The following is a 22,890-nucleotide window of genomic DNA, read 5'->3' on the forward strand; positions in this document are numbered from 1 at the left end:
CGGGGCTTAATATTAATTATTAGCTGAGCTAAGAATTAATCTTCGATGCTGATGAACTTACGGTTCTGTGGACCTTTAACTTCAAACTTCACTTTACCATCGGTAAGTGCGAATAAAGTGTGGTCACGACCGATACCAACATTAACACCAGCGTGGAATTTAGTACCACGTTGACGAACGATGATGTTACCAGCTAGAACTGATTCACCGCCGAAGCGCTTTACACCAAGACGTTTACTTTCTGAATCGCGGCCGTTACGAGTAGAACCGCCAGCTTTTTTATGTGCCATGAGTTATTCTCCTAATTAAGCGTTGATAGCTGTAATTTTAACTTCGGTGAACCATTGACGATGGCCCATCTTCTTATCGTGGTGCTTACGACGACGGAACTTAACAATAGTTACCTTCTCCGCACGGCCGTGGCTGATAACTTCAGCAACAACCTTTCCACCTTCAACTAAAGGTGCACCTACGTGTACAGTTTCACCATCAGCAACCAAAAGAACTTGGTCAAATTCGATAGTTTCGCCTGTAGCGACTTCTAATTTCTCTAAACGAACTGTATGGCCGGCTTCAACGCGATGTTGCTTGCCGCCACTTTGAAAAACAGCGTACATAGCTATTTTACTCCGATATTTCTAACACGCCGCTCAAAACATATTTGTTTGATGCAGGGGTGCTATAAAAGCTTTAATGACAATGGTCGCGGAGTTTACGCTAAGAACAGGCTGCTGACAAGCCTTAATTAACTTAGAATAAAAAAAGACCCAAATAACTCTCACATTCATCTACAACTACTGTCTTGTACCGTAAATTTAGGTAGAATCCAATTATTATAACATTAAGCCTTAATTGAGCTGCAATGTTACTCAGCAGCCAACAAGAACTAGAGCCTACTTATGGATTTAAACGCCATTCGTCAATTGACTGATAGCGATATGCAAGCTGTCAATCAACTGATCTATAAACAACTAGAGTCAGATGTTGCCCTAATTAATCAACTTGGGTTCTACATTATTAACGGTGGCGGTAAACGCTTGCGACCTCTGCTATCTATTCTAGCAGCTCGCGCCATTGACTATAAAGGTGAATCTCACCTTAAATTAGCAGCCATTATCGAATTCATTCACACCGCGTCACTTTTACATGATGATGTTGTTGACGAGTCGATGTTGCGACGCGGCAGAAAAACTGCCAACGCCCTATTCGGTAATAGCGCTAGTGTATTAGTCGGTGACTTCTTATATACCCGCTCGTTCCAAATGATGACGGAACTCAAGTGCCTAGACGTGCTAGAGATCCTCGCTGACGCAACAAACGTGCTCGCGGAAGGTGAAGTCCTACAATTGATGAATTGTAATGACCCTGACACCACAGAAGACAGCTACATGCGCGTCATCTATTGCAAGACAGCCAAGCTATTTGAAGCCGCTACTCGCCTTGCAGGTTTGCTCGCAGACAGCCCTATTGAGGTGCAAACCGCACTGGCTGAATACGGTAAGTATTTAGGTACAGCATTCCAGTTAACCGACGATCTTCTCGATTACACAGCAGAAACAGAAGAGCTAGGTAAAAACATCGGTGACGACTTAGCTGAGGGTAAGCCTACACTGCCGCTTATTTTTGCTATGGCAAATGGTAACGACACTGAAAAGACGCTTATCCGTGAAGCTATCGAGAAAGGTGACGGAACTGAGCATATCGAGGTGATCCTTGCCGCACTTAAAAACTGTGGTGCATTGGAGTACACAGAGAAGCGCGCTATCGAGGAGTCTGACAAGGCCATTGCAGCACTGGCCATCATTCCAGAGTCCGATTATAAAGAAGCGCTCATCTCGCTTGCGAGAATAGCAACTCAACGCAGTAACTAAGATCGAAGTAACTAATTATTCTCTTTAAATTAGCACCTTGATGCCATTGAGAAACAAAAAAGGAGCCTAAGGCTCCTTTTTTATTATGACCCACAAGAGGTCAGTCATCGTTTATTTAACGAATTCGATACCCAGCACAATATCAGCCTTTAGTGTATCTAGCATAGCGTCACGAGCATTCGCTTCAAATGCGCTTACATCGCCATAAGCAAGGACTTGCTCAACACCGTTCTTACCAAGTACAACAGGTTGTGCAAAGAACTCAGTATGCTCACTGCCGCCATCAACATAGGCGCATTCAATCACATTTGCTTCACCTTGAAGACCACGAACAAGTGATAAGCCGAAACGACATGCAGCTTGCCCCATAGATAGAGTTGCGCTACCGCCACCCGCTTTAGCTTCAACAACTTCCGTACCCGCATTCTGGATACGTGTCGTTAATGCTGCAACTTCTGCATCGGTAAAGCTTACGCCTTCAATTTGTGACAGCAGCGGAAGAATCGTCACTCCACTGTGCCCACCGATAACATTAACTTTAACGTCTGCAACGTTTAATCCTTTTGCTTCAGCAACGAACGTTTCTGAACGGATAACATCCAACGTTGTAACACCGAACAAACGGTTCTTGTCGTAAACACCCGCTTTTTTCAATACTTCAGCAGCAATGGCTACGGTTGTATTTACAGGGTTTGTAATGATACCGATTAATGCCGTAGGGCAAGTCGCGGCACATTTTTCAACTAGATTACGAACTATACCTGCATTGATGTTAAATAGATCTGAACGATCCATACCCGGCTTACGAGCAACACCCGCAGAGATAAGTACAACATCAGCACCTTCTAGTGCAGCAGTAGGATCTTCACCAGCGAAACCTTTTACTTCTACCGCAGTAGGGATGTGGCTTAAGTCAACCGCAACACCTGGCGTAACAGGGGCAATATCATAAAGCGACAATTTTGAACCCGCAGGTAATTGAGTTTTTAACAGTAGGGCAAGCGCCTGGCCAATACCACCAGCAGCACCAAGTACAGCAACTTTCATAATGATCTCCGTCAATTCTCAGATTTTTGTGATTTAGATCCACCTTTCCAATGCCGCAACAGTACTGGATTCACAAAAAAAATTCAATTATCCCTTAGTCGTGTTGAATATAATCTAGAACGCTAATGTAAGATGGTAAATGAGTAAAGTGAGTGTACATCAGCGATACAGAGCTAAAACCATAATAAATTAGCATAACAAAATTTAGAATAATCATTCTAACTTAAGTTGAATCATTGAGTCTAACTGGGTTTATTAATGAATTTTTATTCAAAAAAACGAATACCAATTGACAAAAACGGCGAAAATATTCATGATAAAGCAGATTTTTTTGAATAAAGAATAATAATATATGCAAGCTAGTAAAAGCCCAGATGATTTAGTTAAGACGTTCAAATCTATTTTAAAAGAGGAGCGTTTTGGCTCTCAAAGTGAAATTGTTATCGCCCTTCAAGCAGAAGGCTTTAGCAATATAAACCAATCTAAAGTTTCTCGTATGCTAAGTAAGTTTGGCGCGGTTAGAACCCGTAACGCAAAGCAAGAGATGGTATACTGCCTTCCTGCAGAGCTTGGCGTTCCTACTGCCGGAAGCCCGCTTAAAAACCTGGTACTGGATGTTGACCATAACCAAGCCATGATTGTTGTCAGAACTAGCCCTGGTGCAGCGCAATTAATCGCGCGTCTGCTCGACTCAATAGGTAAGCCTGAGGGTATTTTGGGGACTATTGCTGGTGATGATACGATTTTCATCTGTCCATCTAGTATCCATAGCATTGAAGACACGCTAGAGACAGTTAAGTCACTGTTTAATTATGCTGATTAATTACGCCGACTAAACATAAAGCGACGATTTTTTTAAATGCTGTACCCTCAGGGCTACAGCATTTTTTGTTTGTTGCATAATCAGCCTCCATCACTCGACCGTTTACCTAGGCTCTGCACCGTAACCCAATCATTTAGCTTAATGCCCCCTGTATGAAACACTATGTTTTATACAATATATTGAATAGCAGCTTCTCTCTCGAGCAATAATCGTTATAATCCTCAATGACAGTACTGTTAGTCGAGGGCAAATAATGAATAAAAGTAAAATAATAAATATCAACGATATATGCTGGGAATCTTGGCAGCATGAAGATCAGTATGCCAGCGAGCAAAAGCACATTGGCGATACCGCCGGTGGAGAAAAAATTGGCGTGACCATGGAACGCTTAGCGCCAGGTAAGTCCTCAGCTGTTGCCCATTACCATACAAAAGAAGAAGAGCATATCTACGCGATGCATGGCGAAGCGACGCTATACATTGACGGCGAGCCTCACCCTTTTAGTCAGGGAGAATATATCTGCTTTAACGCTGACACGGGTGTGTCTCATAAACTCGTCAATCATAGTGAGCAAGAGTTTGTTTTTCTGGTCGTTGGTAACCGAGACATACATGACGTAGTTGTATACCCAGAAAATAACAAGGTGCTAGTAAAATCTGTCAACGAAGTTTACGCCAAACGCCCCACCAATTATTGGGATAAAGACGAAGCTTAGCGCGAATAATTCACTTTGTTACGCCCAATAAAAAACGCACTTTACTGTGCGTTTTTTATGAGTCAGTAAAACCTTGCGAATTAGCCCGCTGTAATCATAAAGTCTAATGATGGCGCAAAGAATGACGAACCAGTTAATGCTTGAGTAAAATGCATTAAATGGTCATGGTTGCCTTCACTATCGCCATGCACCATGCTCTCTAGCATCTTTTCGAAATTAACTGAATTGCGGCAAGTAGAGATAAACATCAAGCCTTGCTCTTTAACTGAACCATAAGGCATGCTTTGCCTTAAGATCTCCATAGACTTACCTTCACTGTCTTTCAGGTTAACACGCTTAATGTGGCTCGTAAGCGGTTTATCAGCCGATGCATACTCGATATTGTCCGCTTTAGTACGCCCAATAACATCTTCTTGCTTCTTGACTGGCAGACGGTTCCACTTACTTAAGTTATGGGCAAACTTTTGTACATGAATATAACTTCCGCCTTTAAAACGGCTGTCTTCCTCGCCGATTAATGCAACTTCCTGACGACTACGTCCTTTAGGGTTCTCGGTGCCATCAACAAAGCCGCTCAAATCACGAGAGTCCATGAATCTAAAGCCACGCTCTTCATCAATGAGTTCAACTAAGCCTTCAAACATTTGATTAACTTCGTTAGCCACCAAGTGCAGAATATCAAAACGATCACAACGGATATGCACAAATAAATCATACTCGATAGCCGGTGCATCTCGATTACCTCGATTCATCGCAGGGAAAGGTTTTAGCTCTTCTGGTCGAGCATGGGGGTATAAGGTGTCCCAATAATTAGCACCAATGGCAACAAAACCATTAAAGGCACTATCAGAATATTGATCTGCTAATTCATAAATATACTGAGCCACATTCGCCACACAAGGGCGCATGTCAGACTCAACACTATCATTAGCATTAAACATTAAGTAGACACTGTGCAAGTTTCCTTCTGCACAAACTCCAAGCTGTTCACGAGGCATAACCTGACTATCCATTATTATAAGTAACCCTTAGCATAATTAATTTTCGGCAACATTATGGACAACTTTAGTGATTAATATCATTAACTGACGCACAATAACTAAAATCAATAGTCAATTCCTTGAACTAACTACAACTTAAGCAAGCAAGAAAATCTACTTTGCTCACATTATCTCACATGTAAAATAACTAAAACGCGTCTGTAAGCGGTGATGGCTTAACGATTAAGCGACTAGGACTGAGTGATTAAACTCTTTTAACTAGAACAAAACCAAACTATGGTTCTGACACGCTATAGCGACCCGCTGGCCAAGTACTAAGTCTCGCTGCGGACTGTGGATCTCTATGACAGTTTCATCGACCTGAACTTGATATTGGCAGATATTTCCTAAAAAGCGTCGCTCAATCACTTCGCCAACACCGTTAGCATCCGCTTTCAATAATAAGTGCTGAGGCCTTAGCAGCACTTCAGCCGTGGAACCGACTGGCAGCTTAAGTAAACTTTCACTCACGATTTCACCAATGCTAGTGGCAATGCAATAGTCACTAATGACTTCAGCCTTAAGGTAATTCCCCGCTCCTAGAAAATCTGCGACATATTTATCTGATGGCGCTAAATATAAGCCTTCGGCATCACCACACTGCACGATTTCACCGTGATTAAATAGCGCTAGCTTATCTGCAAATACAAACGCTTCATCTTTACTGTGTGTCACGAAAACCGCACTAACATTATGCTTTTTCAAAATATCGCGGATCTCGAGCATCATTTCACGGCGTACTTTGGCATCAATATTTGAAAACGGTTCATCGAGCAATAACACTTCAGGCTTATAAGCCAGCGCTCTTGCGATTGAGACCCTTTGTTGTTGACCACCCGATAACTCATGGGGGTAACGTTTCGCCAATCCTTCGAGTTTGACTAACGCTAACATCTCTTCTAAACGTGATCGCCTGACTGCTTTATCACGAGTTCGTAAACCAAAAAGAATATTATCAGCCACAGTTAAATGAGGAAAAAGCGCATAATCCTGAAAAATCATCCCAACGCCTCGCTGCTCGCTAGGAATAAAACAATCATCGGATGCCACGACTTTATTATTAATGATTATCTGGCCATGAGTAATCGCCTGAAGCCCCGCAATTGCGCGCAACAAAGTGGTTTTACCACAGCCGCTTGGACCAAGTAACGCGACAATCTCACCTTTCTCAACGGTTAAATCTAGGCCCTTTAAAACGACTTGCCCCTGGTAGTCGCTAACAACCTGTTGTACTTGTAATGTGGCCATATTAATTATCATGCTCCAAGGAACGATTTAGGTAGATAAGCGGAATAAGACCGACTAATACAATGACAATCGCAGCCAGTGCCCCGTGCTCTAGCTGCTCATCAGATACAAACTGAAAAACATAGGTGGCTAAGTTTTCAAAACCTATCGGCCTTAGCAATAACGCTGCAGGCAACTCCTTCATACATTCGATAAATACCAGCAATAAGCCAGCAAAAATACCTTTTCTCAGAAGAGGAATATGCACCTGTCGTAAAAGTCCTAATGGCTTAAGGCCCATAGTGATCCCCGCCATATCCAGTGAGGGGGAGATCCGTTTATAACTGTTTTCTATACTGCCGATAGCAATTGCGGCAAAGCGAATACAAAAAGCGCACACAATAATAAAGCTGCTGCCCGTTAAGATGAGCCCTGGGCCCTCAAAGCCAAAGTATTCGGCTATATCATTGATTGCAAAATCGAGTTGGGTAAAAGGTACTAAGATCCCAATGGCTAACACGGTACCTGGCAGAGCATAGCCCGTTGATGCTAAGCGAGAAGGAAGAATATCGGCCCGCCTAGGGCTAACCCTACGAATGAACATCAACACAATACCAATAGCCACACAGATGCAGCTCACCACCACCGCTATCCATAAGCTATTAAAGCTATATTCAAAGAACTCTTGATTCCAGCTTTCGGCAAAATAGCCATAGGCATACTGCACTAATATAATAAAAGGCAGTAAAAAAGCGACAAAGAGTAAGGCTGCGCAGTAACTCATTGCAGCCAGAGCTTTCAGCCCGGTCAGAGGATAGATATCGAGTTCGCCTGGCGTTGATTGTTTCTGAAACAACTTTTGTTTTCGCCTCGCGAAACGCTCAAAACCCACCATGGCAAAAATCACTAATAACATAATGGTTGAAAGCTTTGCAGCCGCTGCTAAGCTGCCATATTCAAACCAGGTATCGTAAACAGCCGTAGTCAATGTTGGCACGGCAAAATAGCTTACGGTGGCAAAATCTGCCGCTGTTTCCATAGCAACCAATGCCGCACCAACAGCCAATGCTGGACGCGTCATAGGTAAACTTAAACGCCAGAAGCTTTTCCAAGGCCCACAGCCCATCACTCTTGTTGCTTGACTTAAACTAGCGGATTGCTCCATAAAAGCCGTTCGTGCCAGTAAGTAGATATACGGAAACAACACGAGCGACAACATAATGGCAGCGCCGCCCAATGAGCGTACCTCTGGAAAGTAATAGTCTTGAGGTGTTTGCCAACCAAAAAATGTGCGCAAGCCGCGCTGCACAGGGCCAGCATAATCAAATAAGTCGGTATAAACATAGGCCACGACATAAGCTGGCATGGCTAAAGGCAGCAGTAACGCCCACTGAAAAATTCGACGCCCAGGGAAATGACATTTAGCCACCAGCCATGCGGCTGGGACCGCGATGATAAGTGAGCCAATAACGACCCAAAACATCAGCCACAGGCTATTACTGATGTAGGTGGGTAATACAGTATCAAATAGATGGGTAAATACAGAACCATCAGGCAAGAATGATTGACCGATAAGTGCAATAAGTGGCATAACAATCAATAGTGCCAAGGTATAACTTGCTACAGACCAGCCCTTGGCTAAGCCTAAAACCATAATCTTTACTACCTACATATAACGTGAAAAATTTTAGCCAAAAATAAGAAAACCTATCTCGATAGATAGGTTCAATGGTATTTCAATTGTTGGAACTAACACACTGCGAATATGACTATATACACACTTAGCAGGCTTTTCTAGAAGACTTAATCTAGAGGCTTGATCTAGAGGCTTAATCCAGAGAGCTTAATCAAGTAGAGTTGCTCTAGAGAGTTAGCCTAGAGGCTTTAACCTATCTGATTAACCTCAATAATTGAGTTTACGCCGAATATGTTAGCCCAACCTTAAATATTTTTACCATCAATTACAGATCGAACTTCACTTCATCAAGCAACTTAATCGCTGCACCATGATATTCAGCTAATTTGTAGATAGGTAAATCATCAGCTTTAAACGTTCCCCAAGAAGCTACTATCTTAGATGGTGCGACGTTGGCTTTAACTGGATATTCAAAGTTCACTTCAGCGTAAGTGTGCTGGGCTTTATCACCAGATAAGAACTCCATCAACTTAAGTGCAGTTTGTTTATTTTTGGAATATTTCGCCAGCGCCATACCCGAAACGTTAATGTGGGAGCCATAATTGTCTTGATTAGGGAAGTTAATCTCTATGGCATCAGCCCAAGCTTTTTGCTTAGGATCTTGTAACATCTTACCTAAGTAGTAACTGTTACCAATCGCGAGATCACACATACCTTCGCTTACCGCTTTAACTTGTGCGCGATCATTTCCCTGTGGCTTTCTGGCTAAATTGGCCTTCCACCCCTCTAACCAGGTTTTTGTTTCTTGCTCACCGTGATGTGCAATCATTGAAGCCACAAGAGAAACGTTATATGGGTGTTTACCACTACGCGTACAAATTTTACCTTTATATTTAGGATCCGCTAAATCTTCGTAGTTGATATCAAGTTTGCCGAGCCTGTCTTTAGAGCTATAAATATTACGCACTCGCATTGTGAGCGCATACCACTCATCATCTGGTGAACGGTATTTTGCAGGGATATTCTGTTTTAAGGTATCGCTGTTTGCTGGAGCAACTAAATCTTTTTCTACTAACTCCATCAAACGGTAAAAGTCAGATGTCAGCACTATGTCGGCTTTAGATAAACGCCCTTCACGCATCATACGTTCAGCAATACCCTTCTTTGAGAAAACCACGTCAACTTTAACGCCAGTCTCTTTAGTAAAGTCAGCCAATATGGGGTCAATAAGAAAAGCTTGGCGATAGGAATATACCGTCAGTCTTTCAGATGCATTTGCTATTGATGCAATACATGCAAGCCCCATAACAGCAAGACTCTTTACTATTTTCATTACGCTTCTCCCTTCAAGTGCTACCCTGCGACCACCAACTGATAGTGATAACAATTCTCAATTGCGTTAAGGGTAATCAAATTGGTAAGAAACAGCAAGTCATTGTGAGCGATTTAAACAAACAAAACTAAAATTGATAAAAATCAGTAAACACTTAACTTACATGCATTTAAATTAACAAATACTGATTAAACGATCCTTGTGGCCGAGATGCTAACAGTGCCGCTTACCAATATTTCTCAACCGTTATCTGCCCAGGTGCACGGCGTAGGTTTTTAGTGAGTCCTTTGTCTTTCAGCGCCTGCTGCGCCTCTGTAATCATTCCTGGATTACCACAGATCATCACCTGGGATTCAGTAGCACTTAGGGATAAGCCTGCTTTAGCTTCAAGTTCACCGCTTACAATGACATCTGGGATCCGCTTAGTTAATGCGCCATCAAATGGTTCACGAGTTACCGACAATATTAACTGAAACCGTTCAGGATAAGTTTGTTCAAATCGCTTTAAGTGCTCAAGATAGGCCAAATCTTTCCCTTCTCGTACACCATATACCAGCACCAGTTTTTCATAGTTAAGCCATGGCTCTGGGGTATCCATTATGGAGATAAAAGGTCCGACTGCTGTGCCAGTCGCTAAAAACCACAAATGCTTGCCCTGCTCTTCATCTTTAGGCAACTCATCTAAGGTCATAAAGCCGGTCGCTTTAGTAGCGACATCAATAACATCACCGACTTCTAATGCCTGTAAGTTTGGAGAGAGTTGACCATCATCGACAGCAACGGCTAACACCTCGATATAATCGCAACCTGGTGGATTAACTAACGAGTAGGCTCGTCCAATCCTTTTATCGTCAACAATGCGACTAAGCTTAATGAACTGCCCAGCAATAAAGTCACCAATATCAACTTTAATTTTGAGCGAAAACAGTTTATCGCTCCAATCTAATCTTTCAATAACTTGCCCTTCTATCCACATAAGACACTCCCCTTTCGTTTAATTGAGCATAAGCTTTTATTCTAACTTCAGAAAGATTAATCTAAAGACTGTTGTTATTTCATACAAGCAGACCCTCTATACCTTTGCTCCTCCTAGGGGAAAGTGATTTTTTAATTCGAAATTTTAGACGTTAATTCAGTAGGTAGTCGATGATTCAGGCCAAGAAAGCCCTCGCAATAACGCTAACCACCTTAGCGATTATCACTACAAGTTTTAGTTGCTACGCCCAAGAAAAGCTTGAACCTAAAGCAGACCATCAGGCAAAAGTCATCGTATTGGTTAGGCATGCAGAAAAGCGTGATGATGGTTCTCGCGATCCCGAACTCAGTCAACAGGGCAGTATCAGAGCCAAGGCGCTAACAGAGGCTTTAGCTGATGTAGACTTGTCACAACTCATCGCGTCAAACTACCAAAGAACGCAGTTAACTCTGGCTCCTATAGCGCTTCAAAGAGGCTTGGATGTCGAAATCGTTCAAGTAAAATCAGGGATTAAAACCCACATAAATGACATCGTATCCTTAGTGCGTAGCTCACCGGGCAATAGCCTTATCGCTGGTCATTCCAATACTGTGCCCCTAATCATTAACGCGTTAGGCGGCCCTTTAGTGCAGCAGATAGATGAGGATAATTATGGTGAGTTATATCAATTACGCATTTCAACAACGGGGAAGGTCAGTTTGTTAAAGACCCGCTTTGGCCAACCTTTTATAGATTAAAGGGCTAGCTTACTCAGCAATAAAACCGATGAGCCCCTATTCAAAGTGAAAACAAAATAAAGACAGAATGAGGGTAAAACAAAGACAATATGAAGACAACATGAAGACAATATGAAGACAATATGAAGACGAAATGAAGACGAAATGAAATATAACAAATTAGGCTTGGTATATTTGTATTTAAGTGATTAAATACCTTCCTCACAAAAGCACTAAAAATACAATCTTGGTCACACAAATAAAGTCTTGTTTATGCAAAATCTTGTGACCATCAGGAAGAGTAAGCGCTGAAAGAATACTCACAACAAACAACGCAAAACTTAACCCACTACTTTTAAAAGTGAACCAAAGCAGATCAGCGATTGCTTTATCATACGCCATTGCTGCTTGCTTTAACCAATGACAATGTTCAAATACGGCTTTAGCTTAATAAAAGATGAGCTAAAGACAAGCTAGCGCTTACTGGAGATCAGATATGGGCAACTTAAATACACAGCCAAACAATAGATCACTTTCATCTAGCTGTAGCAGTTGTGAGCGAATGACTGTGATAGAAGGAGAGTACATCTGCTTTATAGAGGGAAAAATCATAGGGTTAACCCAGATATCCGATCTCTCTCCAAAACCTAAACTCATTTGTGATGGTTGGAAAATTGGTAAGTTACACTTTTAGGCGCTCAGCATGCCTGCATAATCTCGAGCCGAGAATTTAGGCTCATGCAATAAGCCCGGTAACGAAGCGACAGGCGCAGCCTTCGCGAGACTTAGGCCACGGGTTGTCACTCGCATTCCAGCACATAATTCAAAATACGCTACTTCAAGTTCATCATTTTCTAGCCCGCGCTTTTTTAGCGTTGCCATAATCGCAAGCCAGTCAGTATTTACTTTACTCTCTTGCCCTTCAATCTGGGCCAGTATAGGTATATTTTTCATTGTGACCTTCTGCATTAGCTTCCCGTTAAATTATGTTCAATTATAGACATATGAAACTGAACCTATGCTGAACCCGAAACAGGCTTTTCTTAATCAATCAACTCTATCGACCTGATTCTTGCTGTACTCGCCATAAATTAGCATAAAGACCGTTAGCCGCAAGTAAATCACTATGGTTACCGGTTTCGACAACCTTGCCCTTACTCAATACTATGATTCTATCCGCATCAACCACAGTTGAAAGTCTATGGGCAATGACTAAACTCGTGTGGCCTTTTGCCACCTCCTTCAGTGCCGTTAAGATTGCCTGCTCCGAATGACTATCTAATGAGGAAGTCGCTTCATCAAACACTAAAATGGGCGACTTTTTCAATATGGCTCTGGCTATTGCGACGCGCTGCTTTTCCCCACCCGACAATTTTAAGCCTCGCTCACCGACTAGAGTTTGACCACCCTCGGGTAAGCTTTCGATAAATTGACTGAGATGCGCCATCTTTATCGCGCTGTTGACCTCTTCCATAGTGGCACTTGGTCGACCATAACGCACATTTTCAATCAAGGTATCATTAAATAACACCGTATCTTGAGGGACTATAGCAATAGCCTGCCGCAAACTGTCTTGAGTAACGCTGCGAATATCCTGCCCATCAATACAGACTCGCCCACCAACCACATCGTAAAAACGAAATAGCAATTTAACTAAGGTCGACTTACCCGCGCCACTATCACCAACTATGGCCACTTTTTGGCCCGCTTCAATGGTAAAACTGACATCATCTAAAATAGTCCGAGAGTCATATTGAAAGCTTACATTTTCAAATGATACTCGCCCTTGCGTTAGTGCTTGAGCTTTGGCATTCGCGGCATCGTTAATCATAGGAGCCCTGTCCAATAGAGCAAACATACGCTCAATATTGGCAAATGCGCCTCTGATCTCTCGATACACAAATCCTAAAAAGTTAAGCGGAATAAATAACTGCATCATAAAAGCGTTAACCAACACAAAGTCACCTATGGTCATATCGCCTTGAACAACATCGAAGGCCGCCATGCCCAGCATCAATGTCATCGCAACTGAGATGATACAAGCTTGCCCCGCATTTAACGCAAACAGGGATAAGCGATTCTTGCGCTTAGCCTGTTCCCATTGCGCCAATGCAGCATCATATTGGTTAGCTTCGTATTGCTCATTATTAAAATACTTCACTGTTTCATAGTTAAGTAAACTATCGATCGCCCGTGTACTAGAGATTGAATCTGCTTTTGCTGCGTCACGAACGTAGCCAGTACGCCACTCGGTAGCCACGATAGAATAGGCGCCATAGGCGATAACCGACAGTAATGTCACGCCAGCAAATGCATAGCCATAGTTATAAAATAAAATCCCTACAACCAAAATGATCTCTAAAATCGTCGGTACAATATTGAACACCATAAATCGCATCAAGAAACTCATGCCGCTGGTGCCTCGTTCAATATCTCGAGATAAGCCCCCGGTCCTACGCTCTAAATGAAACGCCATATCTAAACGATGTAGGTGCTCAAAGACTGCCATGCCTAATCGCCTAATTGCACGCTCGGTTACCCGTCCAAATAGGGTGTCTCTTACTTCCGAAATAATGGTATTGAGTAATCGAATACCGCCATAGGCGATAACTAATGAGATAGGGACTGCCACAAGCTCTTTCGGTGACGTACTTGATAACCCATCCACCAGCGCCTTAAGTAAAAAAGGCAGCCCAACACTGGCAAGTTTTGCTACGACTAAACACAGTAATGCCAGGCCAACCCTTTGTTTAAATTCTATTAAATATGGCCATAGCATACGCAGAACATGCCAATTTATGTTGCCAATCGGTTCATCAAAATACAGAGAGGGGCGCATTTTTTATCCCAAAGAAAATTTACAATTGACCCACTGACCACGACTCATTTAAATGACAATCAGCGAGTGATCTTAAGTACTATTAAAAAGCCACCAATGTAGCAAAAAAGTTAACAGACTATGACGACTGTCTATGTTATCGTGCAACTTTAGCCTTACTAGGCTAAAGGAGTGGCTTTCTAAATGGGTTAGTTTGCACGTTTTTCGACAAACTTGTACGAATTAACGCAAATTCTGTTAACCCAAAGAAAAGAATTTGCTACTCTCTGCGCAATAAAACGAAGAGTGACAGGTTAAGAGCCAACTACAGCTCTTTCAAGTTAACTAGATAAAGGATGCAAACATGCTTGACTCATCCCAGCCAAAATATCCCCCCTTACCACTCATCCAAACATGGATATGGATGATGACTCAATCAGGAAATCCGGAAATTCAGGAAAAGGGTCAAAACAATCTAATTACTTCGTTTGGCAGCTTAGCTAAAGCCAATGAGTACTTACTTGAGCAAGGTAAGAAGTAATGCTAATCGAAGCTAATTGAATAAATTACTCGATCAAAAAAGGAGGCCTATGCCTCCTTTTTTGTATTGTAAATTAAGCGACTCTGCGCTTAACAACACTATCATTCAATGTTGCCAGCAGCTTTTCACTATCTTGCCACCCAATGCAAGCGTCTGTCACACTCTGACCATAGCAAAGAGACTGCCCTTCAATATGATCCTGACGCCCTTCAACCAAGTTACTTTCAACCATCACACCAAAGATAGACGTATCACCATTAGCCATTTGCGCTCCAACATCATCGCCAACCAACATCTGGCGCTCGAACTGTTTGCTACTGTTTGCATGGCTAAAATCAATCATGATGTTATTCGCTAAACCTGCCTTGTCTAATTGCTTATTAATCGCAGCAACATGCTCAGCGCTATAGTTTGGCTCTTTGCCACCACGCAAAATAATATGACAGTCAGGATTTCCTTTGGTCTCAACAATAGCCGAATGGCCAAACTTAGTCACAGATAAGAAATGATGCGGCGCGCTTGCAGCACCAATAGCGTCAATCGCCACCTTAATTGTGCCATCTGTGCCATTTTTGAAACCCACTGGACTTGATAGACCCGATGCTAATTCGCGATGTACTTGAGACTCGGTAGTACGTGCACCAATTGCCCCCCAGCACATGAGATCGGCAACATACTGCGGCGTGATCATATCTAAAAACTCACCCGCGGTAGGTAAGCCCATGTTGTTTAAGTCTAACAAAAGCTTACGTGCGGTACGTAAACCATCATTTAGCTTGAAGCTATTATCCATATCGGGGTCGTTGATCAAACCTTTCCACCCCACCGTGGTGCGTGGCTTTTCAAAGTAGACTCGCATCACGATTTCTAGCTGGTCTTTATAACGCTCTCTAAGTTCAACTAAACGCTTACCGTATTCAAGTGCTGCGACAGGATCATGAATAGAGCACGGCCCAATAACCACTAATAGGCGGTCATCTTTCTTCGCTAAAATATTATGTATGCTTTCGCGGGCATTAAATACGGTCGCTGATGCGTTCTGTGTTGCGGGAAATCGCTCCAAAATAGCAATTGGAGGTAACAACTCTTTTATCTTATTAATTCGAACATCATCATTTTGGTAATACATGGTAATACTTAGCTCCGTCTAGCCTATGAATACAGATCTCTCAATTGCGATACTGCATTCAATTTATCCAGTATGAACTTAGATTGCAATCAAGTTATGATTATTTCATATAATTATTTTTAACTATTTGTTTAAAAAGAAATTAGAAATTAAAAATTTATATAAAGTGTCAAAGTAAGCTGCAAATAAGCCCACTAAACTGTTAATTATTCCTAAAGATTACAATTTAAAAGCTAAAGCCTGCTGTACGCAAAAAATAATAAAATTTATCCATAAAATAAGCCTGTACGGCTTGCCCACGAGCCAATTTAAAGCGCAGTAGGCTCAGCAGTAAGTTCACCCTGTCAGTGAAACAAATGGACTCAATTAAGCTGCTTGGCGAGATAGAGCGAGACTATTAAGCGAAGCAGTTAAAGCGAAGCGAAAAATAGTCTAGCAATATATGTGCGCTGACACTTGGCAGGACTCAAGATGAATCCCGAGTAACTCCTAAACTGCCGCGATGCATATACTAACAATACCTAAATCGAACGATTAGCGCAGTTGCTCTCAAGGCCTCAAGCTCTAATCGAGCGGTACCTTAGCGCCCTGCTCTTTAGGAGAGTCGATTTGAATAAAAAGCTCCTTATTTTGGTAAGCATAAGGTCTGTAAAATAAACCTTGGCAGGAAAAGTATCGATAAGGCATTGCGAAAGGCACACAACCAAAAGGTAAGCTTTGCAATATTTGGATCTGTTGCTGATAACGCAGCGCTTCACGCCATGCATGCTGCCTTTGCACTTCATCCCTAACCGCAAATGCATCAAACGGCTCACTGGACTTTCGCACTATAACTTGGCCAGCGCTGGCACTTGTCGCCAGCGTCATAAGCAATATAGTGCTCAGTAGTTTCAATGCTTTCATAAAAGATCCATGCTCAACCCGCTGATAACTTACTTTAGCCTAATTCTGTTGAGCCTTAAACTCTCTGATCACATAACAATACATGAAACAAAAGAGCTTATACCCATAGGCATAAGCTCTTTATTTATATCACGGCTTGTAACTGTTGGTTACTCTGAAAGCCTAACTACCACTCTTAACCGATACAAACTCTGGATAAGCATCAATTCCGCAATCAGAAGCATCCATTCCATTATATTCTTCTTCTTCTGTAACACGGATCCCCATGGTCACCTTCAGTGCAAACCAAACCACAGTCGACGCTAAAAATACCCAGCCAAAAATTACGGCCGCGCCATATAACTGGGTCAAGAGTGACGCATCAGCATTTGATACTGGCACTAATACCAGTCCAAGCAATCCTGCAACACCGTGAACAGAAATCGCACCAACTGGATCATCAATCTTGATCCTATCGAAGGCAACAATCGAGAACACCACTAAGCCACCCGCGACAGTACCAATCACACCAGCCATGACTAATGAGGGTGACAATGGATCCGCTGTAATCGCTACCAGCCCAGCTAAGGCACCATTTAAGATCATGGTCAAATCAGCCTTCCCCCAAATCAGTCGACATACAATCAGCGCAGCAATCGCGCCAAATGCTGCCGCCGAATTGGTGTTAACAAATATTTTAGCCACAGCGCTGGCATTCTCAGCATCCGATATCAAAAGCTGCGAGCCACCATTAAAGCCAAACCAGCCCATCCATAAAATAAACATACCCAGCGTTGCCATAGGTAAATTTGAACCCGGAATAGGGTTCACTTGACCGTTAGCGCCATACTTACCTTTACGCGCACCGAGCAGTAATACACCTGAAAGCGCTGCTGCAGCCCCCGCCATATGTACAATGCCACTGCCTGCAAAATCAACAAAACCAGCTTCAGACAGAAAACCGCCGCCCCATGTCCAATAGCCTTCAACAGGGTAAATTACCGCCGTCATAAATACTGAGAAACACAAAAATGCCCATAATTTCATACGCTCGGCAACCGCGCCAGATACAATAGACATTGCCGTAGCCACAAACACGACTTGGAAAAAGAAGTCTGACTCCAATGCATGATCAGCCCCTTCCCCTTGAGAGCCAATTAATGAGCCGAATGAGGGCAACCATCCCCCTTCGGCATTACCAACATACATGATGTTGTAGCCCACAATCAGGTACATCACACAAGCAATAGAATATAGACACACATTTTTAGTGAGAATTTCAGTGGTATTTTTAGAGCGTACTAACCCAGCTTCTAACATGGCAAATCCTGCAGCCATCCACATGACTAGTGCGCCTGAAATCAAAAAATAAAATGTATCTAGGGCAAAGCGTAACTCTGTTACCGTCAGTCCCAACTTAGTTAAATCATCCATCAGCTTTCCCCTTACAGTGCTTCGTTATCAACTTCGCCAGTTCGAATACGGATAGCTTGCTCAAGATCCGTAACAAAAATTTTGCCATCGCCTATTTTCCCTGTTCTCGCTGCGCCAGTGATCGCTTCGAGTAACAGTTCTAGCCTGTCAGCTTTGATGGCAATTTCTAATTTCACTTTTGGTAGAAAATCCACTTGGTACTCTGCGCCACGATACAGTTCGGTATGGCCTTTTTGACGACCAAAACCTTTTACCTCTGTAACCGTCATCCCCTCAATGCCCACTTCAGCTATCGCTTCTCTAACATCGTCTAATTTAAATGGCTTAATTATCGCGCTTACCAATTTCATGGTTATCTCCCCAATTACATTCCCTATTTGCTTAAACATAATTCAAGCATTAGGCCAAAGTTATTAACCATTTAAATTCAACAAGATAAGATTTTACGCGCAATTAACACTGCATATTAACGCACCAAACAAGTGCAAGCATGCAGGGGCTGCACAAAGATAAAGCAGCAATATCGAGCCAGATTAGACCTATTTCTAATTGGATAAACCAAACAGATCCGCTTTACTGAACAATTAACTCCCCTTGCAAAATAGAGAAGCCTAAGATGCTAAAAGCAGAAGAATGTGTATTGGTTGTGGTCGATGTACAAGGTCAACTCGCACGGGTTATGCACCAAAGTGAGCAACTGCATCGTAAGCTAGAGATATTAATTAAGGGGATACAGCTATTTGATATTCCAATTTTGTGGCTCGAACAAATACCACAGAAGTTAGGACGGACAAGTGAAAACCTAGCCCTGGCGCTGGCAAAAACCACAGAACCTATCGTCAAGGATCATTTTAGTGGTTGGCAAGCTGATACATTTAGAGAAAAGCTCAGCTCGATGGAGCGTAAGCAGGTTATCTTAGCGGGTATTGAAACTCACGTGTGTGTTTACCAGACCTGCAGAGATCTGTTAGATCACGGCTACCATGCTCATCTTGTAACTGATGCGATGTCGTCAAGAGAAGAGAGTAATAAGGTAAGCGGATTAGAGGTGATGTTAAGTTATGGTGCAATGCAGACCAATGTTGAGTCACTACTGTTTGAGTTACAACATCAAGCTAATGGCGATCGTTTTAAAGCCTTGCTTAAACTCATAAAGTAAAAGCCAAAAAAAGCCCTCCGAAGAGGGCTTCTATGCTAAAGACTTATTCTAGACACTTAACTTATAAGCACTATATAGTGTCAGTGTCAGTAGACTTATTTGTAAGTCGCTTCACGCTTTTCAGCTTCTGCATCCCACTTAGGTAGCACAGTCTTCTTGAATTCAGCTTTATCAGCATTCATCTTATCCATATCCATACCTAGAGCCGCTTGCGCCTTAGCTTTAGTAGAGATATCTGGAAGAGCGATAGGCTGTGGTACGCCTTTCTTAGCAAGTAGTTGAGCTAGCTTAACGCGAGCATCAGCAGCTTTGTTTAGTGCAGTACCTAGTACACGTAGCGCTTCATCTGGAGCATGAGATGCTACACCATGAGAGGCGATTGCATAATCCCAGCGCCATTGACCGTGACGGATATCCAATAAGATTGGAGCCATTTCAGCTTCTGTTGCGCCGGCTTCCCAAGCTGCACCAGCTTCGAAGTGAGCTTTAACTAACTGCTCTTCAGCTTGAAGTTGGATCTGCTTAACCTTCGCTTTACGCTCGTTATCTAGGTTAACCATGAACTCTTTGCTTTGATCATGACAAGTACCACACGTTTCTTCGAAACGATCGAACGGGTTACCCACTTTGTGATCGGTAAACTTACGACCTTCAGCATTCTTAACTTTAGGCATGTGACAGTCAGTACAACTTACGTTGTTTTTACCGTGCATACCTAGCTGCCAAGTTTCATAACCTGGGTGCTGTGCTTTTAGCATTGGCGTCTTAGAAATGGCGTGAGTCCAATCTGCGAAATCGATAGCATCATAGTATGCTTCCATATCTTCTACAGTTGTGCCCTTGTCCCATGGGAACTTAACAAAACCTTTCTTATCAGCAGTTTTTTCGAAGTAGTACTCTACGTGACACTGACCACAAACCATTGATTGCTTGTCTTTACGAGAAGCTTCATCGAATGGTGTGCCAATTGCTTCCATACCGCGCTCAGCGAATGGACGAGAGATGCGTAGCTTAGACTTGCCTTTTTCGTGACAATCAGAACAGCCGATAGAGTTAACGATTTCTGGACCGCCTTTAGACCACTTACCTTTAAAGTAACCGTCTTCACCTTGCTCTTCGATCATGCGAGGTACATCTGGGCTCTTACAAGACCAACATGCCATTGGCATTGGACCATCTTCAGCAGTCTTTGGTGCACCAGAACGTAGTGTGTTACGTAAATCTGTCACTGCGTAAACGTGACCACGAGCTTTGTTATAATCTTTAGCAAAACCATAACCCGCCCAAAGAATCACTAGATTTGGATCTTGCTCAAGTGCATCAATAATTTCTACACTTTCAGATGTGTCATGCCAAGTTTTATATTGGTTAGAAAATTTATCTTTATAAACTTCGTTACGCGGCTCAGTTTTATCACTTGCGAATGCACTGCCCGCCATTAGGCTTGCTGCTACGATTGCACTCAGTGCAAAAGACTTTTTAGTTAATGTTTTCACCATCTCATCTCCATGTTACTTTTATAATATTTATATAGTCCCACCTATTTCTAGGTCGAACTTAATCACTTCCAGTTAACAAAGACATACCCCTAAGGGGGTATCCGTGGTGAAGTTTGCGTTAGATCAAATTGTGAACGTGTTGTTGCTCACACTTTTGCATTTTTGTTAATGTAATCAAGTAACCACTAATGTAGAACCGCTACCAATGAATAACTCGAATACCATAACGATGAGATTTTATAAATGAAAAAAGGCAGACTCACTTCAGCGATTTGGGGCTTCATGTTAACGCTAATTTTGCTGTCGAGTGGACTGGCTATTTTTGCGATTATCAACCTGTCTTATAGCCTTGGGGATGCTAGAGCTATAAACGCTTCAGGTTCACTTAGAATGCAGAGTTATCGCTTAATGTTCTACGCCAATTCAGGTAGCGAAGCGGCTAATGAAAAAATTAAAGAGTTTGAAAATACATTAAATTCTCAGGCTCTTAAGCGCTCACTTACCTGGTATACCCCTCAAGATCTTAAAAACAAATACCTTACGGTTATCGATAAATGGCAAGTGATGCGTTACTACATAGAAACAGAAAATTCTCGCCTCTATGCGGAATCGCTTAAAGACTTTGTCGATACGATTGATTTATTTGTACTCGAAACCGAACAATACGCGGCACTCAAGCTCAAAATTTTGGCCATCAGCCAGATAGGTGGATTGGGCTTAATGTTACTGATTGCCTTTATTACGGTCAGAATTGCCAAACGCAAAGTTGTTAAACCGCTGCAACAATTAATGCAAGCCGCCGATACTATTTCACAAGGTGATTTTAATGTAGAGATGCCTAAAACAGAGTACCTAGAATTAAGTGCATTAAGCAGCGCGCTAGACTCAACCGTAAAAAAATTAGCCAGTGTATATCAAGGACTCGAAGAGCAAGTCCAAGAAAAGACCATAGCCTTAACTCGTGCCAACAATGAGCTAACCTTACTTTACGATACGTTAGTGATGCTGCACTCGAGTAAACTCGATAGTTACACTTTGACCCAAGCGCTCAATCAACTTCAGGCGCATGAAAAAGGCATACGCTTACGCCTTGTTCTAGTTCAAGACGCTGATGTAGTCGATATTATTGCAGCTGAAAGCACAACAGATTGGCCACTGCATAGCGAAAACAGCAAACAATTTCCGGTTAAATTTGAAAACAACAACTTAGGTTACCTTGAAGTCGTTTCCTCTAACGCCTTCTCTTTTCCTCTGTTTAATAACTTTGCCATCATGCTTGCGCGTTCAATGGTGATCTACAATGCGGGTGAACAACGTCAGCAACTGGCCTTGATGGAAGAGCGCGGCGTCATTGCCAGAGAGCTACACGACTCTTTGGGTCAATTGTTATCTTTCTTAAAAATTCAAGTGAATCTGCTTTCTAAAGAGCTAGATAAAACTTCAAAAAGCCCACGAGCTGCCGAGCAGTTACAAGAGATAAACGAAGGTGTTAATACCGCATACGTGCAATTACGAGAATTATTGTCTACGTTCCGTCTAACCATTAAAGACCCTAATTTAGGCCATGCTATGGAAGCGATGATAGAACAGCTACGTGGTCAGTCCAATGCCAATATTACGCTAGACTACAAGTTACCCGCACAGCTCTTAGGTGCCCACCAACATATTCATATTTTGCAGCTCACCCGTGAAGCGACATTAAATGCAATAAAACATGCAAGTGCGAAGCACATACATATTAGCTGCCAAACAATTTCCGATAAAAAAGTCGTGATCAGCATCAGTGATGACGGCGTAGGCATTGAAAAATTAAAAGAAAGGGATCAACATTTTGGCTTAGGAATTATGCACGAACGCGCCAGTCGCTTGTCGGGTGTGGTAGAATTTAGCCAGAATAAAAAAGGTGGGGCCACAGTGACCCTTAGCTTCTCTCCCCAACAGGAGCCAGCTGAATAACGATAATCGCTATTCCCGCTTGCTTTTTTAAGGTAATAGCATGATTTTATTAGCTGTTTTACTTAGTCTCACATACCTCAGCAGGAGG

Annotated in this window: 22 protein-coding genes; 7 read left to right on the forward strand and 15 right to left on the reverse strand. The window is 42.4% G+C overall.

All coding sequences use genetic code 11. The features are described 5' to 3' along the window. Positions 1-35 precede the first annotated feature (35 nt). On the reverse strand, positions 36-290 hold the full coding sequence (rpmA, locus tag ACVBIK_RS04885; RefSeq protein WP_012154114.1) for a 50S ribosomal protein L27: 255 nt from the start codon (positions 288-290) through the stop codon (positions 36-38). A 15-nt stretch (positions 291-305) separates the two neighbouring features. Continuing rightward, complete coding sequence (gene rplU, locus ACVBIK_RS04890) at positions 306-617, reverse strand: 50S ribosomal protein L21 (protein ID WP_028765847.1); 312 nt, start codon at positions 615-617, stop codon at positions 306-308. 282 nt (positions 618-899) lie between these two features. On the opposite strand from rplU, the gene ispB reads away from it, so the two are divergent. Then, positions 900-1,871, forward strand: coding sequence for an octaprenyl diphosphate synthase (ispB, locus tag ACVBIK_RS04895; protein WP_447160248.1), 972 nt, complete (start codon positions 900-902; stop codon positions 1,869-1,871). Positions 1,872-1,982: 111 nt separating this feature from the next. On the opposite strand, the gene mdh is transcribed toward ispB, so the two are convergent. Then, on the reverse strand, positions 1,983-2,918 hold the full coding sequence (gene mdh, locus ACVBIK_RS04900) for a malate dehydrogenase (protein WP_447163214.1): 936 nt from the start codon (positions 2,916-2,918) through the stop codon (positions 1,983-1,985). Between the two features lie 352 nt (positions 2,919-3,270). Between mdh and argR the strand changes: the two genes are divergently transcribed. Next, positions 3,271-3,741, forward strand: coding sequence for a transcriptional regulator ArgR (gene argR / locus ACVBIK_RS04905; RefSeq protein ID WP_439267726.1), 471 nt, complete (start codon positions 3,271-3,273; stop codon positions 3,739-3,741). Between the two features lie 253 nt (positions 3,742-3,994). Beyond that, positions 3,995-4,456: a cupin domain-containing protein gene (locus ACVBIK_RS04910; protein ID WP_447160246.1), complete on the forward strand. Its 462-nt coding sequence runs from the start codon at positions 3,995-3,997 to the stop codon at positions 4,454-4,456. A gap of 80 nt (positions 4,457-4,536) precedes the next feature. On the opposite strand, the gene ACVBIK_RS04915 is transcribed toward ACVBIK_RS04910, so the two are convergent. From ACVBIK_RS04915 to ACVBIK_RS04935, 5 genes are all read right to left on the reverse strand, one after another. Continuing rightward, a complete protein-coding gene (locus tag ACVBIK_RS04915) occupies positions 4,537-5,469 on the reverse strand; it encodes a Dyp-type peroxidase (protein ID WP_447160245.1) in 933 nt (310 codons plus the stop codon). A 246-nt stretch (positions 5,470-5,715) separates the two neighbouring features. Next, positions 5,716-6,744, reverse strand: coding sequence for an ABC transporter ATP-binding protein (locus tag ACVBIK_RS04920; protein WP_447160244.1), 1,029 nt, complete (start codon positions 6,742-6,744; stop codon positions 5,716-5,718). 1 nt (position 6,745) lies between these two features. Continuing rightward, a complete protein-coding gene (locus ACVBIK_RS04925) occupies positions 6,746-8,377 on the reverse strand; it encodes an ABC transporter permease (RefSeq protein ID WP_447160243.1) in 1,632 nt (543 codons plus the stop codon). Between the two features lie 307 nt (positions 8,378-8,684). After that, positions 8,685-9,692, reverse strand: a complete 1,008-nt coding sequence (locus ACVBIK_RS04930; RefSeq protein ID WP_447160242.1) for a Fe(3+) ABC transporter substrate-binding protein — start codon at positions 9,690-9,692, stop codon at positions 8,685-8,687. Between the two features lie 226 nt (positions 9,693-9,918). Then, on the reverse strand, positions 9,919-10,668 hold the full coding sequence (locus tag ACVBIK_RS04935; protein WP_447160241.1) for a ferredoxin--NADP reductase: 750 nt from the start codon (positions 10,666-10,668) through the stop codon (positions 9,919-9,921). 170 nt (positions 10,669-10,838) lie between these two features. On the opposite strand from ACVBIK_RS04935, the gene ACVBIK_RS04940 reads away from it, so the two are divergent. Next, the gene (locus ACVBIK_RS04940) at positions 10,839-11,405 is read left to right on the forward strand and encodes a histidine phosphatase family protein (RefSeq protein ID WP_447169213.1); all 567 of its coding nucleotides are present in this window, start codon (positions 10,839-10,841) and stop codon (positions 11,403-11,405) included. Positions 11,406-12,074: 669 nt separating this feature from the next. Here ACVBIK_RS04940 and ACVBIK_RS04945 read toward each other — a convergent pair. Further along, on the reverse strand, positions 12,075-12,338 hold the full coding sequence (locus ACVBIK_RS04945; RefSeq protein WP_447160239.1) for a hypothetical protein: 264 nt from the start codon (positions 12,336-12,338) through the stop codon (positions 12,075-12,077). A gap of 103 nt (positions 12,339-12,441) precedes the next feature. Further along, entirely contained in the window at positions 12,442-14,223 is a 1,782-nt protein-coding gene (locus ACVBIK_RS04950; protein WP_447169214.1) for an ABCB family ABC transporter ATP-binding protein/permease, read from the reverse strand. Positions 14,224-14,566: 343 nt separating this feature from the next. Between ACVBIK_RS04950 and ACVBIK_RS04955 the strand changes: the two genes are divergently transcribed. After that, the gene (locus ACVBIK_RS04955; RefSeq protein WP_447160237.1) at positions 14,567-14,743 is read left to right on the forward strand and encodes a hypothetical protein; all 177 of its coding nucleotides are present in this window, start codon (positions 14,567-14,569) and stop codon (positions 14,741-14,743) included. Between the two features lie 73 nt (positions 14,744-14,816). Here the strand turns inward: ACVBIK_RS04955 and aroG are convergent, their stop codons facing one another. From aroG to ACVBIK_RS04975, 4 genes are all read right to left on the reverse strand, one after another. Continuing rightward, a complete protein-coding gene (gene aroG / locus ACVBIK_RS04960; RefSeq protein ID WP_447160236.1) occupies positions 14,817-15,872 on the reverse strand; it encodes a 3-deoxy-7-phosphoheptulonate synthase AroG in 1,056 nt (351 codons plus the stop codon). Positions 15,873-16,436: 564 nt separating this feature from the next. Further along, positions 16,437-16,775: a hypothetical protein gene (locus tag ACVBIK_RS04965; RefSeq protein WP_447169215.1), complete on the reverse strand. Its 339-nt coding sequence runs from the start codon at positions 16,773-16,775 to the stop codon at positions 16,437-16,439. Positions 16,776-16,937: 162 nt separating this feature from the next. Then, a complete protein-coding gene (locus tag ACVBIK_RS04970) occupies positions 16,938-18,188 on the reverse strand; it encodes an ammonium transporter (protein ID WP_447160234.1) in 1,251 nt (416 codons plus the stop codon). Between the two features lie 11 nt (positions 18,189-18,199). Next, positions 18,200-18,538, reverse strand: coding sequence for a P-II family nitrogen regulator (locus ACVBIK_RS04975; protein WP_447160233.1), 339 nt, complete (start codon positions 18,536-18,538; stop codon positions 18,200-18,202). A 266-nt stretch (positions 18,539-18,804) separates the two neighbouring features. Here ACVBIK_RS04975 and ACVBIK_RS04980 point away from each other — a divergent pair, with 266 nt between their 5' ends. Then, the gene (locus ACVBIK_RS04980; RefSeq protein ID WP_447169216.1) at positions 18,805-19,347 is read left to right on the forward strand and encodes an isochorismatase family protein; all 543 of its coding nucleotides are present in this window, start codon (positions 18,805-18,807) and stop codon (positions 19,345-19,347) included. A 95-nt stretch (positions 19,348-19,442) separates the two neighbouring features. Here ACVBIK_RS04980 and nrfA read toward each other — a convergent pair whose 3' ends face one another. Continuing rightward, positions 19,443-20,846, reverse strand: coding sequence for an ammonia-forming nitrite reductase cytochrome c552 subunit (nrfA, locus tag ACVBIK_RS04985; protein ID WP_447160231.1), 1,404 nt, complete (start codon positions 20,844-20,846; stop codon positions 19,443-19,445). 243 nt (positions 20,847-21,089) lie between these two features. On the opposite strand from nrfA, the gene narQ reads away from it, so the two are divergent. After that, positions 21,090-22,802, forward strand: coding sequence for a nitrate/nitrite two-component system sensor histidine kinase NarQ (gene narQ / locus ACVBIK_RS04990; protein WP_447163209.1), 1,713 nt, complete (start codon positions 21,090-21,092; stop codon positions 22,800-22,802). Positions 22,803-22,890 lie beyond the last annotated feature (88 nt).

The sequence above is a fragment of the Shewanella sp. 125m-1 genome, assembly GCF_052977065.1.